Genomic DNA, 16,329 nt, shown 5'->3' on the forward strand with positions numbered 1-16,329 from the left:
CTGCTCCCGGTCAGGAAGAGGGTTGCAACACGGTGGTGGTGGGCAGCGCGGCGCGGACCTGCGCCGAGTCGGCGACCCACCCGAAGATCCCGCCCTGGGCGGCGATCATGTCGAGCCCGACCCGCTGGAACTCGGGGAAGTAGGACCCGACGCAGTCGGCGAGTACGAGGCACTCGTACCCGCGGTCGTTGGCCTCCCGGACGGTCGTGTGCACGCACACCTCGGTGGTGACCCCGGTGACCAGGAGACTGCGGACGCCCCGCTCGGCGAGTAGGCCGTCCAGTTCGGTGGCGTAGAAGGCGCCCTTGCCGGGCTTGTCGATGACCGGCTCGTCAGGCAGCGGTGCCAGCTCGTCGATGATGTCGTGGCCGTACTCGCCGCGGACCAGGATCCGGCCCTTGGGTCCGAGGTCACCGATCCGCATGCTGGGCGCTCCGCGGCTGAGTTTGGCCGGCGGACAGTCGGACAGGTCGGGCAGGTGCCCCTCGCGGGTGTGCACGATGGTCAGGCCGACGGTGCGGGCGTCGGCGAGCAGCGCCGCGAGTGGCGGGATGGTGCGGCGCAACTGGCCGACGTCGTTGCCCAGGCTCGCACCGAACCCACCGGGTTCCAGGAAGTCGCGCTGCATGTCGATGACGAGCAGCGCCGTGGTCGAGAGGTCGAAGGTGTACGGGCCGGGCCGTGCGGCGGGGATGGTCAACATGGGCGCACCTCACTGGGCCGTGGCGGCGATGACGTCGTCGGACGTGGTGACGCAGCCGAAGACGCCGCCCTGCATGGTGACCATGTGCAGTGCCGCGTCGTGGTTGGCCTTGTCAGTGGCGCCGGTGCAGTCGGAGAGGATCAGGCACTCGTACCCCCGGTCGTTCGCCTCGCGCATCGTGGTGTGCACGCAGACGTCGGTGGTGATGCCGGTGAGGATCAGGTGGGTGATGCCCCGGGTGCGCAGCACCAGGTCGAGGTTCGTGGCGTAGAAGGCGCCCTTGCCGGGCTTGTCGATGATCACCTCGCCGGTCATCGGGGCGACCTCGGGCACGATCTCCCAGCCCGGCTCACCCCTGATCAGGATCCGGCCGGCCGGGCCGGGCGTGCCGATCTCGGCGCCGATGCGCGCCGAGCGCCACCGCTTGTTCGCCGGCAGGTCCGACAGTTGCGGGTCGTGCCCCTCCCTGGTGTGGACGACAAGCATTCCGAGTGATCGGGCGTGCTCCAGCAGCCGGGCGGTGGCCGGCAGGCCGGCCCGGGTGAGGCCGATGTCGTAACCCATCGCGTCGACGTAGCCGCCCGGCCCGCAGAAGTCGGTCTGCCAGTCGATACAGAGCAGTGCTGTTCGCGCGGTGTCCGCCGCGCCGTCGTACGGCCACGGGTAGGGGTTGGCCGGTACCGGCCCGATGCTGCCCATCCTCTCGCCTCCTGTCGTCGTCGCTGCTGCCTGTCCGCGCTAGCGCCGGGTGGCGGCGCGACGGTAGGCCCGCCACCCTCCGGTGGCGCTGATGTCCTCGGCCGGCGGGCCGGCGGCGTACGCCTCGCAGAGGAAACCGAGCACGTCGCGCCCGTCGTCGAGCCGGACCCAGCCGAGCGAGAGTGGGGCCGGGACCCCGGCCAGCAGAGCGCCGACCGCGGAGCCGGGCAGTCGCCACAGCTCGACCTCGATGGGATGGCCAGCTGGCCCGTCGGGTGACACGCGGACCAGGCCGGGCAGTCCCTCGCCGTCGGGCGTGTCCATCCGGACGAGCCGGTAGAGCGGCGCGGTGCGGGCGGTGTCGACGAGTGCGGCACCGTGCCCGACCAGCTCACCGTTGCGGGACTCGCCCGTCAGGTGCCGGCCCACCACGGCGATCAGGAGTTCCGCCGGACGCTGGGCCGGTGGGGAGCTGACCTCGACCGTTCGGGCTGGTGGACCGCCGTCGGTGAGGGTGGCGGCCAGTCGCGCCAGGGTGGTGTCGCTGAACGCCGGGCCGACCAGGGTCAGGCTCGCCGGGCGGCCGGTGCTGGTGAACCCGTTGGGTACGGTCACCGCGGCCAGGTCGAGCAGGTTCGCGAACTGGGTGTAACGGCCGAGCATGGCGTTGCGCCCGATCGGATCCTCGGCGATCTCGTCGAGCGTGAACGTGGTGCCGACGGTCGGTACGACCAGCACGTCGATGTCCTGCCAGAGCTGGTCGACCTGCGCCCGCAGCTCGCGCAGGCGGTGCTGGCCCCGGAAGGCGTCGATGGCGTCGTAGCGCCGCCCGGTCTCCAGCACGGTCCGGGTGACCGCGAGCACCGACTCGGGATGCGACCGCAGGAAGCCGTCCAGCGCGACGAGCCGCTCGGCGACCCAGGGTCCTCGGTAGAGCAGGTCGCCCGCCTCGAAGAAGTCGCCGAGCGGCACGGACCGAGGGGTCCCGACGAAGGTGCGCAGCCGTTGCACTCCCGCGAAGAACCGGGCCTCCTGCCCGGCGTCGCCGAAGAACTCGAGGTCCTCTGCCCGGGGCACTCCGAGGCGTAGCGTCCCCGGCATGCGGGCAACCACCCGCTCCGCCGGCAGCGGACGCCCCCAGGGGTCGGCCGCCGTAATGCCACGGGCCGCGTGCAACACCTCGACGGCGCCGGCGACATCCGCGGCGAAGACCGACACGCAGTCCAGCGAGCGGCAGGCCGGCACGACACCGGCCGCGCTGAGCAGACCCCTGGTGGGTTTGAGGCCGACGATCCCGTTCAGCGCCGCCGGCACCCGACCGGAGCCGGCGGTGTCCGTACCCAGGGCGAAGCTGACCTGGCCGGCGGCGACCGCGACCGCGGAGCCGGAGCTGGAGCCGCCGGAGATCAGCCCGCCACCGAAGACGCTCTCGCAGCTGCCGTACGGCGAGCGGGCGCCGGTCAGGCCGGTGGCGAACTGGTCGAGGTTGGTCTTTCCGACGAGCATCGCGCCGGCGTCGAGCAGTCGGCGCACCACCGGCGCGTCCTCGTCGGCCCGGTACCCGAAGTCGGGGCAGCCGGCGGTGGTGACCATGCCGGCCACGTCGATGTTGTCCTTGACCGCGAACGGGATGCCGTGCAGCGGCAGCGCGGGATCACCGTGGCGGGTCAGCGACTCGGCGCGCTCGCGCAGGCGGTCGGCCGGGACGGTGCTGATCCAGACCGGCCCGCCGTCGCGTCCGGTGAGCCCGTCCAGGACGCGCTCGGCCTGGCCCGCCGGGGTCAAATCGCCATCGCGGTACGCCGACCGAAGCTCCGAAATGGACTTTGCTGGCTCTGGCATACAGTCGATTGTCGACCGAACTGTTACGGGAACCAGCGCGCTGTGTAACGACGACATGACGGCACCCGGGCCGCGCCGCGGCTAACCGAGATACGAGCGCGCCCCGTGCCCCGCAAGCACGGTGAGCACCTCCTCCGGGTCTCCCCCGGCGACCGCCTCGAACAGCCGCTCGTGCCGGTGGACCCCGTCCAGCGGCTGCGCCAGCTCGGCCTCCCGGCGCAGGTTGATCGCCATGTAGAGCTGCAACTTCACCAGGATCGAGCCGTACACGGCGGACAGTTGGCGGTTACCGGCGAGGGCCACCAGCGCGACGTGGAACTCCCGGTGCGACTCGGCGACCGCCATCCGGTCGCCGGACCGGGTCGCCTCCCTCATCTGGTCCAGGGTCGCCCGCAACCCGGCCAGGTCGCTCTCCCGGCCGACCGGGATCCCGGCCCGCACCGCGAACTGTTCCAACACGTCCCGCAGCTCGTACAGCTCCCGCACGTCGCGATCCGACAGGGTGGCCACCCGGACTCCCCGCCGCGGCACGTGCTCGACCAGTCCCTGTTGGGCCAGCAACCGCAGCGCCTCCCGCAACGGAGCCCGGCTGATCCCCAGCCGTCGGGTCAGCTGCTCCTCCACCAGGCGTTCGCCCGGGTCGCTCTTGCCGCTGAGGATCTCCCGGGTCAGCCGGGAGACGGCGAGGTCCACCAGACTGACGCTCTCCAGCTCACCATCCACCGACGAAGCGGCCACGTCGTTCACGCCGATGAGTCTGCCACCCGCCCCGGGCTGACCGGTGTGCCTGGTCGCCTTGTCCGACCTGTCCCGCGGTGGAGGCTCGACGCCCGGGGCACGCTGTTCCCCGGTGCCGTCGCCTCCAACGGGTCGGCGGCATCGCCCGGCCTCGCGCCGCCCCGATCGGTGGAGGGCAGCCGGTGATCATCGGGCTTCCGGGTTCGGCCGGTCAGCGGCGTTGGGGTGGGGCGCCGATGGCCAGGACGGCGGTGTCGTCGGTGAGCCCGTCGCCGAACGTGTCGAGCAGATCGGTGACGGCGGCGACGGTGGCAGCGGCGGTAGCGGGCGCGAGGTTGCGGGCAAACCGGACGAGGGCGACCGCTCCGTAACGGCCGTCGGCGGTCTCACCGCCATCGACACGAGCCTCGGTGAGTCCGTCGCTGTAGAGGAACAACGTGTCGCCAGGGTTCGCTACGACTGCGGTGTTGGTGTACCGGGAGTGCGGGAAGGCCCCCACGATACGGCCCTTGGTGGGGTGGTAGTGGGTCGAGCCGTCGGCTCGCAGCAGCAGAGGTTCCGGGTGCCCGCCGCTGGCGATGATCGCGGTGAAACCGCCGACGGCCGGCGTGGGTGTGAGGATGCCGAACACGACGGTGCAGTAGCGTGCGTCCGCGCGGTATTCCTGCCAGAGCACGGTGTTGAGGTTGTGCAGCGCGGCAGCGGGGTCGGGGTCGTAGACGGTTGCGGCACGCAACGTGTAGCGGGCCAGGGCGGTGACGGCGGCGGCTTCGACGCCTTTGCCGCTGACGTCGCCGAGGAAGAACCCCCAGCGGCCGTCGATGAGCGGAAACAGGTCGTAGAAGTCGCCACCGACATGGTCGGTGGAGGCGGCCCGGTAGTACGCGGCGCTCTCGAGTCCGGGCGGGGTCTGCAGCACGGCGGGGAGGAGACTGCGTTGTAGCTTACTGACGAGATGCCGTAGCCGTTGGTCCTCGCGCTCCGCAGCCTTGCGGGCGTGGAGAAGCTCTCGCTCGTAGGCGCGGCGCATCCTCGCGTCGAAGATGGCCGTCCGGATGAGTTGGGGTTGACCATCGCTGCCGGTCTTGACGACTGACGTGACGAGGACCGGCATCCGGGCGCCGTCCTTGGCGCGAAGTTCGAGGGAGACACCGGCGATCTCGCCCTGCATGGCAAGCATCGGCGCGAAGTGGGTCTCGTGGTAGATCCGGCCGCCGCCGGTGAGCAGATCGCTGAAGCGACGCCGGTCGACGAGTTCCTCGCGGCGGTAGCCCAGCCAGGCCAGCAACGTCCCGTTGATCTTCGCGATGGTGCCGTCCAGCAGGGTGGACAGGTGACCGCACGGCGCATTTTCGTACAGGTCTTCGAGGTTGTCTTCAAGCAGGGCAGGAAACCCGACCTCACTCGGCTGGGCACTCCCATCATCGCCCTGGCCCTGCCCGTCCGGGTGGTGCCCAGCGGTGGCGGTCATCGGTAGGCGGCCCGGACAAACGACGTGATCGCTGCGGCCGTTGCCTCCGGCGCGCTCAACTGCGGGCAATGCCCGGTCGCACTCAGTGTGACGAGTCGACTTCCGGGAATCTGCGCATGCACGAACGCCCCGACCTCGGGCGGTGCGATGGCGTCCTGAGCACATTGCAGGATCAGGGTCGGAACTCGCACGGTCGCGAGATCCGCTCGGTTGTCAGACAGGAACGTCGCCCGGGCGAACACCTGTGCCATCGCGGGATCCGTCCGGCAGAAGCTCGCCGTCAACTCTTCGCCCAACTCCGGCCGCTCGGGATTGCCCATGATCACGGGTGCCATGGTCGACGACCAGCCGAGGTAGTTGCTGTCGAGTGAATCAAGCAGGTCGTCGATGTCCTCGCGAGTGAAACCGCCCCGGTAGTTTTCGTCATCGATGTAGCACGGCGACGGGGTGACCAGGACAAGCGCGGAGAAGCGGTCCGGTTCGCGGTTCGCCGCGAGGACGCCGATGCTCGAACTCACCGAGTGCCCGACGAAGATCGGCCGCTGGAGGTCGAGGTCCTGGCAGATGCTCAGTACGTCATCGGCGTAGCCGTCCAGGGAGGCGTACCGGTCGGCGTCCCAGGCCACCGGGTCAGCCTTGCCTGATCCGACGTGATCAAACAACACCAGTCGGGCCCATTGTCCGATTTCAGCGACCACGTGGCGCCACATCTGCTGATCGCAACCGAAGCCGTGCGCGAGCACAAGAGTCGGGCCGCCCGCACGACCGGTCACCACCACGTTGTTGCGGTCCCGCACAAGCATCTGCCCATCTTCCATCACCCGCATCCGCGGTCCAAGCAGGGCTCACCTGCCCTTGGCTGGAGGTGGCCCCGGGCGCGGCGAACGATGCGGGGCCGGCCCTGCAGGGCGTACCCGCGGTGCCGTCGCCCGCCACGGACGACGGCACCGACCGACCTCGCGCCGACCACAGATCTCGACTCGCGTGCGTCGTCGGTCACCCGTCGCCGGCGGCGCGGTGCCGGTCGGCCTCGGCATCCGCGGCACCTGTCGGAACGCCGTCGCCGTCGCGGGTGGCGTGGGACAGGTCCACGTCGGCTCCGGTCCGGGCGGCGTCGGCAGCCGCGTCGTCCGCGCCGACGATCTCGCCGCCGGAGTCGGTAACCGCGCCGTCGTCGTCGATGAGCTGTTCGGGGGCGGCCATCGCGATCGGCATGTACCTGGGCTCGGTCATCGGATCCTCCTCGGGGGTCCTGTGTGCTTCCCTACCGCTACCCCGAGGCACGCTCCGCACACCCTCGACCATGTCGCCGATGGTCCACTCTGCTCGTCAGCCGCACGTCACGCTTCGACGTCATACGTCTGACGATGATGCTAATCTATTTCAGCGCGGTAAACGGATCATCAACGGGACCGTCCGCGCAGCCGCGTGTGGGCGACGCGGGGCGGACGCGCACATCGTCAGCTATGCATACCCAAGGAGGTTTGACTGTGCCACTTCGTAAACTCTCCGCCCCCTGGTTGGGGGCGGCCATGGCCGCCATGATGTTGGTCGCCGTCGGGGCGTACGTCATCATGACCGGCGCATCCGCATCCGCGGCCAGCACTGCCGGCTGCGGCAAGGCGCCCGGATTGAACAGCGGCACCCACACCATCCAGAGCAGCGGAAAGAGCCGCAGTTTCATCCTTCGGCTGCCCGACAACTACAACAACACCTATGCCCACCGGCTGGCCTTCGGGTTCCACTGGTTGGGAGGCACCTCCAGCCAGGTCGCGGGCGGCGGCTCCGACGGAGCTTCGTGGGCCTACTACGGCATGCTCTCCCAGGCGAACAACACGACGATCTTCGTCGCCCCGCAGGGTCTCAACGGCGGCTGGGGCAACTCCAACGGTGAGGACGTCACCTTCACCGACGACATGATCCGCATGATCGACAACGCGCTCTGCGTCGACACCACCCAACGTTTCTCGGTCGGGTTCAGCTACGGCGGCGCGATGAGCTACTCGTTGGCGTGTTCCCGACCCAACGTGTTCCGTGCGGTCGCGGCAATCGCCGCCCCCGGGGCGATCAGCGGATGCAGCGGCGGCACCCAGCCAGTGGCGTACCTGGGGATTCACGGCATCAACGACAACATCGGGAGCGGACGGTCGCTGCGCGACAGGTTCGTCCGGAACAACGGCTGTGCCGCGCAGACCCCGCCGGAACCGCGGGCGGGCAGCCTGACCCACATCACCACCGCGTACTCGTGCCAGCCCGGATACCCGGTGCTCTGGGCCGCCTTCGACGGCGGCCACCAGCAGGGGCCGGTCGACGGGTGTGCCGGCTGTGAGAGCGGCGCGCGGAGCTGGGTCAAGCAGGAGGTGTGGCGGTTCTTCAGCCAGTTCGGGTCCACCGTGCCGCCCACCAGCGCACCGCCCACCACCACTCCCCCGCCGTCGAGCCCGCCGCCGGGTGGTCAGCAGAACGTGCAGATCGTGGGTAGCCAGTCCGGCCGCTGCGTCGACGTCCCCGGCTCCAGCACCACCAACGGGGCCCGCCCGGCGCTGTGGGACTGTCACGGCCGCACCAACCAGCGCTGGACCCACACCTCCAACCGCGCCCTGACCGTCTACGGCAACAAGTGTCTGGACGCCAGCGGTGCGGGCACCAGCAACGGCACCGCTGTCATCATCTGGGACTGCAACGGCCAGCCCAACCAGCAGTGGAACCTGAACTCCAACGGCACCATCACCGGAGCCCAGTCGGGGCTCTGCCTCGACGCCGTCAACTCCGGCACGGCCAACGGAACGCAACTGCACCTCTGGGCCTGCCAAGGCAGCGCCAACCAGCAGTGGAGCACGCGCGCCTAGTGCCACATCCGGCCCCCGCCGGAGACGCGCCGCCCGGGTCCTTGTCCCGGGCGGCGCGTCGCGTCGGCTACCGGCCCGCCTACCATTTCGCCATGGAGGACACCACCCGCGGCGTACGTATCAGACGCGGCAGCCCGGCCGACGCACCCGCCGTACTGAAGATGCTCGACGCCGCGGTGACGTGGATGAACGATCGGGGCAATACCGAGCAGTGGGGCCCGACCCCGTTCTCCGCGAAACCCGGCGGGACCGACCTGGTCGACCGGTACCTGACCGAGAACCTCCCGTACATCGCGGAGCTGGACGGGACACCAGCCGCAACCCTGGTGCTGGACTCCGGACCCAGCCCGCGCGCACCGATCGCGCCCGCGGCAGAACCTGAGCGGTACGTCCGCCTCCTGGTGACCGACCGACGGTTCGCCGGCCGACACCTCGGGGCGGCCCTGTTGGCGCACGCCGTGGAGGAGACTCGCCGAGCCGGCGTGCGGTTGCTCCGGGTGGACTGCTGGGCGGGCGGTGGTGGCGAGTTGGTGGCGTTCTACGAGCGCCACGGGTTCACCCCCACCGACACCTTCCGAGCTGGCTCCTGGCCGGGGCAGGTGCTGGCCATGCGGGTCGACTGAGTCGCGCCCCCGACGCGTGAGCTGTCCCCGCGATGCGACGCACACGTCCTCAACAGCGGGTGGCGCAGTGCGGCGCGGCGACCGTTGGCGGCTGCTTGTCCAGACCGGCCCGCGTCACGGCATCACCGCCGCTGCCGGTACCGCCGTCGTGAGCAGGTACTCGACCTCCAACCGGAGACGACCGCCGTCGGCCACCCCACGGTCGCCGACGAACGAGCGCAGGTCCGCGCGCAACGCCTCCCACCGGCCCTGGGCCACCAGCCGATCCCGTTCGGTGACGACGTGACCGGCGGTGTCGATGAGCAGGCTGGTCGCCGCGTCGGCGTTGGCGAAGCTCAGGCCCAACCGGTGCACGACGGTCGACGTGATCCGCAGGTCGGCGTCTGCCAGGAGCTGGCCGACGAGCGTGCGGTCACCCCATCGGCTCGGTGGGGCGCCTCCGGCCGGAGGCGGCGGTAGATATCCGCCGAGCACCTGGCCCATGGCCGGCAGCAGACTGCCCGGTGTCCAGGCGGCCAGCAGGACCCGGCCCGCGGGGGCACACACCCGGCTCAGTTCCCGGGCCGCCGCTTCGTGGTCGTTCGCGTACATGACGCCGAACACCGACAGGACCACGTCGGCCGCATCGTCGGGAAGCGGCAGGCGACAGGCGTCGCCGACCTGCCAGTCGACCGCCAGGCCGTCGTCCGCGGACCGACGCCAGGCCAGCTCCACAAGCGCCGGCTCCAGGTCCACCCCGACGGTACGGGCTCCGCACCGGGCGGCCAGTATCGCCGCGTTGCCCGTACCGGTGGCCACGTCGACCACCTGTTCACCCGGCCGTATCGCGGCGGCTGCCACCACCGTTTCGGCGACCGGCATCAGCCGCCGCGCCATGGCCGGATAGTCGCCGGAAGCCCACGTGGTCACGGATGCACTCTCCCATGGACCCGTGGGACGCCAGTCGGGACAGGTGTGCACACGCGGCATTCGGGGCGTCGCCGGTACCAGTAGGCGAGGGTGGCGGCGGCGAGCAGGAGCCCCCAGAGCGGGAAGGGCATCAACAGGACCAGGAAATGATCCGAGAGGTCGGTTCCGGCCCCGAAGGACTGCTGTACCAGCGAATGGCCGGCGATGCACATCATGAGGGCCACGATCAGGCCGGGTATGACCGCCGCGTGGACGGGTACTGGGCGACCGCCGACAAACGGCAGCGAGCGGGGGAAGACCTCGCCGCGGGGCCGGATCAAGCCGAGAGTCAGCCAGGTGCCCGCCTCGCCGGCGACCGCGAGGGCCAGTCCGAAGATGCGGAGACCGGGATGTGCGGCGAGGGTCTCGGCGCTTTCCCCGATGGGCCAGGGTGTCAGCCAGCTCAGTCTCGTCACCACGTACGGCAGGGGGCACAGGGCGGCGGCCCAGGTCAGGACGCGACCCCAGGACGACGCCGCCGCTGGTGTCGTCCACGCCGCTCCCGGGCGTCCACAGGACTGGCAGTGGCCGCGGTGGTGCCGCAGGAGGCGGACCAACACCGCGGCCCAACAGGCGCCGACGGCCAGGGATCCGAACACGACGAACGGTCGGTAGCCGATCGGTTCGGCGTCGCGGGCGATGTAGCCCAACCACAGCAGCAGCGCGACGAAGGCTGCCGCTCCGACGGTGATGCCACCGGCGCCCGCGGCGCGACCGCTGCGTGGCCTCGCCGACCTGAACAGGCGCGTGGCCAGTGCGGCGGTGATCGCGGCAGGCACCGCCAGCGTCATCAGGTACGCGGTGATGGTGAGCACCTGGATGTCGGGTACCAGGAAGCCGAGCAGCGTCGCCGCGACGGCGGCGACCACGATGCCGCCGACCCGGACCGCCGCGCCGACCCGGCCGCTGCGGAGCAGACCGACCAGCGCCAGCCCGACGACGCCGGCCGTCAGGGCGAGCACGACAGCCGTGTCCGACGGCACGTAGGTCATGAGGGAGAGATCCGCGAACCGGTCCTGCGGGCCGAACGGGTAGCTGCTCGGTCGCAGCCACCACAGGACCCCGACAGCGACCAGCAGGAGGGACCCGACCAGGACGCCGGTCTCCGGCCAGCCGGCGACATATCGATGGTGTGCTGACGCCGGGGCGTCATCCGTCGGTGCTGCGTGCATCTCTGTCCTCCCCGTGGGTGAGCCAGCCACGCCCGTGACCGGCATCGTGACGCCAGCATCGCCGCGCTCAGGAACCCCTCGCCATCTGCCGATCGGTAGATACCGGTCGGCAGCGCGACGCAGTTACGGTGACCTCGTGATCTCGCTGAACGCCCTGGGAGCCCGGTACGGGCGGGTGTCCCGCAGCCGTACGGCACGAGCGGGCGTGGCGATCGGCGCCTGCCTCGCTGTCGTCGTACCGGCCGGGGTCTGGGGTTCGGGCGGCCACCCACCGCTCGCCCTCGTAGCCGTGCTGGCCCTTGCGACGCTCGCCGGGCACGCGGCGATCTGGCCGCGCGCCCGGCACCTGACCGGCGTGAGCAGCGTCGTGGTGTCCGTGCTGTCACTCGGCGCGGTGGCGCTGTGGCACCACGCCGGCGCTCCCATGCCAGCGGGGCCGTGGCCCCTGCTGACCACGGCAGTCCTGGTCGCCTACCTCGCCCTGGTCTGCCGGATGGCCACGTCCCGCATCTCGACACTGACGGTCGCCGTGGCGATCCTCGCGGAGAGCGTGCTGGCCGTTCCGATCACCGGGGCCGCCGAGCTGGGCTGGCGCGACCGCGTCGCCGTCTGCGTCTTCTGGTCGCTGGCCGGGTTCGCCGGCATCGCCGCCGGTCGGTACCTGCGCCGCCTCGACGAGGCCCGGGTACGCGCCGTCCGGCTGGCTCGCCGGGCGCAACGCGTCCAACTCGCCACCGACCTCCACGACTTCGTCGCCCATGACGTCAGCGCGATGGTGATCCAGGCGCAGGCCGGACGGATCCTGCTCGACGAGGGTGTCGACGTCGCCGAGGTACTCCAGGCCATCGAGGCGGACGGCACCCGCGCGTTGAACGCGATGGATCGCACCATCCGGCTGCTCCGGGAACTTGAGGATGTCGCTGGCGCGGTCCGCACGCCCTTGCCGGATGCCAGCGGGTTGCCGAACCTGATCCGGCGGTACGCGGCCGCCTGGGACGGACCCGTCACCGTCGCTGTCGATCCGGGGCTCGAATCCTCGTTGCTGCCCGAGGCGAGCACGACCGTCTACCGCGTGGTTGTCGAAGCGCTCACGAACGTGCGCCGCCATGCCCACCCCGGGGCCGCCGTCGACGTACGGCTGCACCGCAGGCTCGAAGGCGTCACCGTGGCCGTGACGAACACGTCTCCCACCGACCAGCGGAGCCCCGCACCGATGCACAGTCGGCGCGATCCGGTACGACGGCGCAGCGGCACCGGGCTGAACGCCCTGGCCGAACGAGTCGACATGCTCGGCGGCACGCTCGACTACGGGCCGCAGTCGCCCGCTGGATGGCAATTACGTGTCGACCTGCCCGCCGACGTGCTGCGGACGACAGCATGACCATCTGCGTACTCCTCGCTGATGATCAGCACTCCGTCCGCTTCGGGTTCCGCACCATCCTGGGGGCCGCCACGGACATCGAGGTCGTCGGCGAGGCCGCCGACGGTGCGACGGCGCTGACCCTGACTCGGCGACTGCGTCCCGACGTCGTCATCGCCGACATCCGCATGCCCGGGATGGACGGACTCGAACTGACACGCAGGCTGTGCGCGGCAGACGCTCCCGTCGCGGCGCGCGTCGTGGTGGTGACGGCCTACGATCTCGATGCCTACGTGCACACCGCGCTCCGCCACGGCGCCAGCGGATTCCTCGTCAAACACTCCGGGCCGGCACTTCTCACCGAGGCGGTTCGCGCCGCGGTGGCCGGCGACGCGTTGATCAGCCCCACCGTGACGGTTCGGCTGCTCCGCGAACTCTCCCGGACCACGATCGCGCCCGCCCGCAAGCCGGAACCCGCGCTGTCCGACCGCGAGATGGAGGTCGTCTCCCTGGTGGCCGACGGTCTGACCAACCCCGAGATCGGCGCCAGACTGTTCATCACCACGGGAACCGTCAAGACCCACCTGGCCAGCGTCCACCGCAAGCTGGGCGTGCGGAATCGCGTCGGCATCGCGCAGTGGGCGTGGGAGACACGCGCCCACACCCGGATGCCGGGCGGCGAGCAGCGCTAGTCCCCTGTCGGCGTGCCGGGCCGACCGGTCGCGCGTGCTACTTGCTCCGGGAGCGCAGGAACAGGATGACGACGATGGCCACCACGACGAGGACGAAGAAGCCGATCAGCACCGGTTGGGAGACCGGCGTCTTCGGACCTCCGACCACGGCAAGGTTGTCCAGCATGGCAGTCTCCGTCCACTGAGGAGGTACGCGTCCGGGACTGTCCCCTTCCCAGAATGCGTGGCGCGCAACCCACTCCGACGCGGGGAGCAGACCGAGGCGCCGCGACCGCCTCGCTGGTGTCCCCCGGTCGAGCGCGACACGCTCCCCGACCTCCCGATCCGTAACAGGCCCGAAACTACCGGTTGAGAATCCTGGAACTTCGTGCCAGCCTGAGAGCCATCGATGTGTGTGAACGTTAACGCCAACGACCCGGGGTTTCCGCCCTCACCACCGGAGGATCAGCATGATGTCCCCGGACCCGTCCCACCGGGCGCACCCGACCATTGACGCTCACATCTTCCGGAACGACGGCGGTAATTCTGCTCCGAGGGCGCCTGGCCCGGGTCTGCTGACGCGGCAGCACTGACGGACGGACAACGCCGGGGCACCCACCCACCACCAGGAGGCACCAATGCGCGGACCTGCGAACCACCCCCCACCCGAGGACGACATCCGGGTGTCCTCCCGTCTTCGCGGACGGCTGCTCAAGCTCGCCGCTGCGGGGATCGCCGCCGCAGTCGCGATGTTCACCCTGACGATGACGACCGGATCGGCGTCGGCCGCCGACAACCCGTACCAGCGGGGCCCGGACCCCACCCGGACCAGCGTCACCGCCGTTAACGGGCCCTTCGCCAACACGTCGGTGAGCGTCCCGACCGGGTACGGCTTCAACGGCGGCAGGATCTACTACCCGACCGACACCAGCCAGGGCACCTTCGGGGCCATCGCGATCTCGCCCGGCTACACCGCGTTGTTCTCCGCCGAACTGGCCTGGATGGGTCCGTGGCTGGCCTCCCACGGCTTCGTCGTGATCGGCATCGAGACCAACAGTCGTAACGACTTCGACACGGCCCGAGGCACCCAGTTGCTCGCCGCGCTGGACTACCTGACCCAGCAGAGCCCGGTACGCGACCGGGTCGACCCCACCCGGTTGGCGGTCGCCGGTCACTCCATGGGTGGCGGTGGCGCACTGAGCGCGGCTATCCGGCGCCCGTCGTTGAAGGCAGTGGTCGGCATCGCGCCGTACTCGCCGTCGTCGAACCTGGCCAACGACCGGGTGCCCACGATGATCTTCGCTGGGCAGGCGGACACGGTGGTCACCCCGTCCTACGCCACCGGCCTGTACAACAGCCTCCCGGCCACGACGGAGAGCGTCTACGTGGAGGTCGCCGGCGCGGATCACGGGTTCATGGTCGGACGGTCGAACCCGGTGATGGTCCGCACCATGCTGCCGTTCGTCAAGATGTTCGTCGACAACGACGCCCGGTACAGCCAGTTCCTCTGCCCACTGCTGGACTCCAGCGGCGTGGTCACCTACCGCAGCACCTGCCCGTTGCTGCCCTCGACGCCCACCAGCCCGACGGCGACCCCCACCAACACACCGAGCCCCACCAACACGCCGACCCCCACCGCGTCGCCTTCCGTCCCGCCCACCTCGGCCAGCGAGATCGTCGGAACGCAGTCCGGCCGGTGCGTCGACGTACCCAACGCCTCGCGCACCAACGGCACCCGGGTGCAGCTCTACGGCTGCAACAAGCAGACCAACCAGGCATGGACCTACACCTCAGGCAAACAACTCCAGGTGTACGGCAACATGTGCCTGGACGCGGCGGGCTCCGGCAACGGCGCTGCGGTGCAGATCTACGGCTGCCACAGCCAGACCAACCAACAGTGGAACGTCAACTCCAACGGCACCATCAGCAACGTCCAGTCCGGACGATGCCTGGACGTCTGGAGCACGGCCAACGGAGCCCAGATTCAGCTGTACGACTGCCACGGACAAACCAACCAGCAGTTCCGGCTCGCGGCCCTCGCGTAAGGATCGCGGCCGGACGGAGACGGGCGGGCTCGGCGTCACACCGGGCCCGCCCGGATCAGATCAGAGTTCCCGGTAGTAGACGGCGATCGGCAGCGGAGTGCAACCGAGTGCTTCGTACAGGGCTCGGGCGGGGGCATGGAATCCGTCCCCGCCCGTGCCGATCATGACGACCTCGGCACCGAGGTCCCGCATCGCGGCGAACGCGTGCTCGCACAGCACGGTGCCCGCGCCGAGCCGACGGTGCTGCGCGGACACGGCGAGGATCGTGACGCTGGCGTTTCGGCGCTCGGGTTCTACTGCCCAGGCCACGTAGCCCGCGATGGCACCGTCGATCTCAGCGACCGCGACGTACCGGTGCTCGGCGGGGTCGTGGAGCCCGGCGACCTGCTCGACGTAGTCGTCGCGCCACGTGCCGTGCTGGTTGGCGAAGACCGCCTCGCCCACGAGGGGGCGGAAGGAGTCCTCGTAGAACGGCCCGAACGTCTCGATTGTCAGTTCGGTGAGCCGGGCCAGGTCATGCGGAAGAAACGAGCGGATACGCATGTGAGTGTGCCTCTCAAGCTGAGGTGCTGAAAGCCGACAAAGCGGGCATCAGGTGGTCAGCTGGCGGCCGGAACGGCGGCAAGCCGACCCTCAGCGGCGGGTACGCCAAGCGGCGAAGCAACTCATGGTCGAAATCCTACGACGCGCCGCAACGGCATTCGCGTCCCCTCTAGAGGGAGCACCAGCAGTACAGGTCCTCGCCCGCGTCCCGGGCGCGCTGCGCGAGGGCGGTGACCTCCTCGATGACCGGGAGCATCTCGTCGTCGGGAAGCGGACCGCTCCGCGCCAACTCCTCGACCCGCCCCCACCGCGCGGACAACTCCGGCATCTGCGGCGTGGCGATGGAGGCGAGGGTGTCGCGCGTGGCCCGATCGAGCGACATCAGCCACGGCCCCTCCTGCTCGTCCTCGCTCCACACCAGCTCGGTGTCGACAAGGCTCGCGGTCCAGTTGACCTCGCGCACGAAACCCACGAGCTGACCGAGGATCACCGTCGGCTCGATGCCCTTCAGGTCGACCGCATCCACGGCCGCGCCGCCGTGCCCGGCAGCGAGCGGCCCGCCCTCGAAATCCTCCACCAACCTGACAGCCGCAGCGTCGTCCTCGGCCCGGAAGTAGTCGTACAGCACGCCCATGGGGTGCACTCCACCACAGGGATACGACAAC

At 70.3% G+C, this 16,329-nt stretch carries 17 protein-coding genes; 5 read left to right on the forward strand and 12 right to left on the reverse strand.

Annotation, left to right across the window (positions count from 1 at the left end; all coding sequences use genetic code 11):
- Positions 1–10: 10 nt before the first annotated feature.
- From AB0C25_RS04710 to AB0C25_RS04740, 7 genes are all read right to left on the reverse strand, one after another.
- The gene (locus AB0C25_RS04710; RefSeq protein WP_357369632.1) at positions 11–703 is read right to left on the reverse strand and encodes a cysteine hydrolase; all 693 of its coding nucleotides are present in this window, start codon (positions 701–703) and stop codon (positions 11–13) included.
- Between the two features lie 9 nt (positions 704–712).
- Positions 713–1,402, reverse strand: a complete 690-nt coding sequence (locus AB0C25_RS04715; protein WP_357369634.1) for an isochorismatase family cysteine hydrolase — start codon at positions 1,400–1,402, stop codon at positions 713–715.
- 39 nt (positions 1,403–1,441) lie between these two features.
- On the reverse strand, positions 1,442–3,244 hold the full coding sequence (gene atzF / locus AB0C25_RS04720; RefSeq protein ID WP_357369636.1) for an allophanate hydrolase: 1,803 nt from the start codon (positions 3,242–3,244) through the stop codon (positions 1,442–1,444).
- An 81-nt stretch (positions 3,245–3,325) separates the two neighbouring features.
- A complete protein-coding gene (locus tag AB0C25_RS04725; RefSeq protein WP_357369639.1) occupies positions 3,326–3,991 on the reverse strand; it encodes a GntR family transcriptional regulator in 666 nt (221 codons plus the stop codon).
- A 202-nt stretch (positions 3,992–4,193) separates the two neighbouring features.
- Positions 4,194–5,453, reverse strand: a complete 1,260-nt coding sequence (locus AB0C25_RS04730; RefSeq protein WP_357369641.1) for a SpoIIE family protein phosphatase — start codon at positions 5,451–5,453, stop codon at positions 4,194–4,196.
- Positions 5,450–6,280 (reverse strand): alpha/beta hydrolase, encoded by an 831-nt coding sequence (locus AB0C25_RS04735; RefSeq protein ID WP_357369643.1) that lies wholly within the window; start codon positions 6,278–6,280, stop codon positions 5,450–5,452. The genes AB0C25_RS04730 and AB0C25_RS04735 overlap by 4 nt, the downstream gene beginning before the upstream one ends.
- Positions 6,281–6,449: 169 nt before the next feature.
- The gene (locus AB0C25_RS04740) at positions 6,450–6,686 is read right to left on the reverse strand and encodes a hypothetical protein (RefSeq protein ID WP_357369645.1); all 237 of its coding nucleotides are present in this window, start codon (positions 6,684–6,686) and stop codon (positions 6,450–6,452) included.
- A 308-nt stretch (positions 6,687–6,994) separates the two neighbouring features.
- On the opposite strand from AB0C25_RS04740, the gene AB0C25_RS04745 reads away from it, so the two are divergent.
- Together AB0C25_RS04745 and AB0C25_RS04750 are read left to right on the forward strand one after the other, a co-directional pair.
- Positions 6,995–8,302, forward strand: a complete 1,308-nt coding sequence (locus AB0C25_RS04745; RefSeq protein ID WP_357370129.1) for a ricin-type beta-trefoil lectin domain protein — start codon at positions 6,995–6,997, stop codon at positions 8,300–8,302.
- 92 nt (positions 8,303–8,394) lie between these two features.
- Positions 8,395–8,925 (forward strand): GNAT family N-acetyltransferase, encoded by a 531-nt coding sequence (locus AB0C25_RS04750; protein WP_357369647.1) that lies wholly within the window; start codon positions 8,395–8,397, stop codon positions 8,923–8,925.
- Between the two features lie 114 nt (positions 8,926–9,039).
- On the opposite strand, the gene AB0C25_RS04755 is transcribed toward AB0C25_RS04750, so the two are convergent.
- Together AB0C25_RS04755 and AB0C25_RS04760 are read right to left on the reverse strand one after the other, a co-directional pair.
- Positions 9,040–9,834 (reverse strand): class I SAM-dependent methyltransferase, encoded by a 795-nt coding sequence (locus AB0C25_RS04755; RefSeq protein ID WP_357369649.1) that lies wholly within the window; start codon positions 9,832–9,834, stop codon positions 9,040–9,042.
- A complete protein-coding gene (locus AB0C25_RS04760) occupies positions 9,831–11,045 on the reverse strand; it encodes a hypothetical protein (protein ID WP_357369651.1) in 1,215 nt (404 codons plus the stop codon). Before AB0C25_RS04760 ends, AB0C25_RS04755 begins: the two co-directional genes overlap by 4 nt.
- Positions 11,046–11,181: 136 nt before the next feature.
- Here AB0C25_RS04760 and AB0C25_RS04765 point away from each other — a divergent pair, with 136 nt between their 5' ends.
- Positions 11,182–12,426 (forward strand): ATP-binding protein, encoded by a 1,245-nt coding sequence (locus AB0C25_RS04765; RefSeq protein WP_357369653.1) that lies wholly within the window; start codon positions 11,182–11,184, stop codon positions 12,424–12,426.
- Complete coding sequence (locus tag AB0C25_RS04770; RefSeq protein WP_357369655.1) at positions 12,423–13,097, forward strand: response regulator transcription factor; 675 nt, start codon at positions 12,423–12,425, stop codon at positions 13,095–13,097. Before AB0C25_RS04765 ends, AB0C25_RS04770 begins: the two co-directional genes overlap by 4 nt.
- A gap of 37 nt (positions 13,098–13,134) precedes the next feature.
- Here the strand turns inward: AB0C25_RS04770 and AB0C25_RS04775 are convergent, their stop codons facing one another.
- Positions 13,135–13,263, reverse strand: coding sequence for a hypothetical protein (locus AB0C25_RS04775; RefSeq protein ID WP_357255242.1), 129 nt, complete (start codon positions 13,261–13,263; stop codon positions 13,135–13,137).
- A 451-nt stretch (positions 13,264–13,714) separates the two neighbouring features.
- On the opposite strand from AB0C25_RS04775, the gene AB0C25_RS04780 reads away from it, so the two are divergent.
- On the forward strand, positions 13,715–15,121 hold the full coding sequence (locus tag AB0C25_RS04780; RefSeq protein WP_357369657.1) for a ricin-type beta-trefoil lectin domain protein: 1,407 nt from the start codon (positions 13,715–13,717) through the stop codon (positions 15,119–15,121).
- A 60-nt stretch (positions 15,122–15,181) separates the two neighbouring features.
- On the opposite strand, the gene AB0C25_RS04785 is transcribed toward AB0C25_RS04780, so the two are convergent.
- Both AB0C25_RS04785 and AB0C25_RS04790 read right to left on the reverse strand, forming a co-directional pair.
- Positions 15,182–15,664, reverse strand: a complete 483-nt coding sequence (locus tag AB0C25_RS04785) for a GNAT family N-acetyltransferase (RefSeq protein ID WP_357369659.1) — start codon at positions 15,662–15,664, stop codon at positions 15,182–15,184.
- Positions 15,665–15,833: 169 nt separating this feature from the next.
- Positions 15,834–16,298: a hypothetical protein gene (locus tag AB0C25_RS04790; protein ID WP_357369661.1), complete on the reverse strand. Its 465-nt coding sequence runs from the start codon at positions 16,296–16,298 to the stop codon at positions 15,834–15,836.
- Positions 16,299–16,329: the final 31 nt, after the last annotated feature.

Source organism: Micromonospora sp. NPDC048839 (assembly GCF_040649915.1).
GTDB lineage: Bacteria > Actinomycetota > Actinomycetes > Mycobacteriales > Micromonosporaceae > Micromonospora.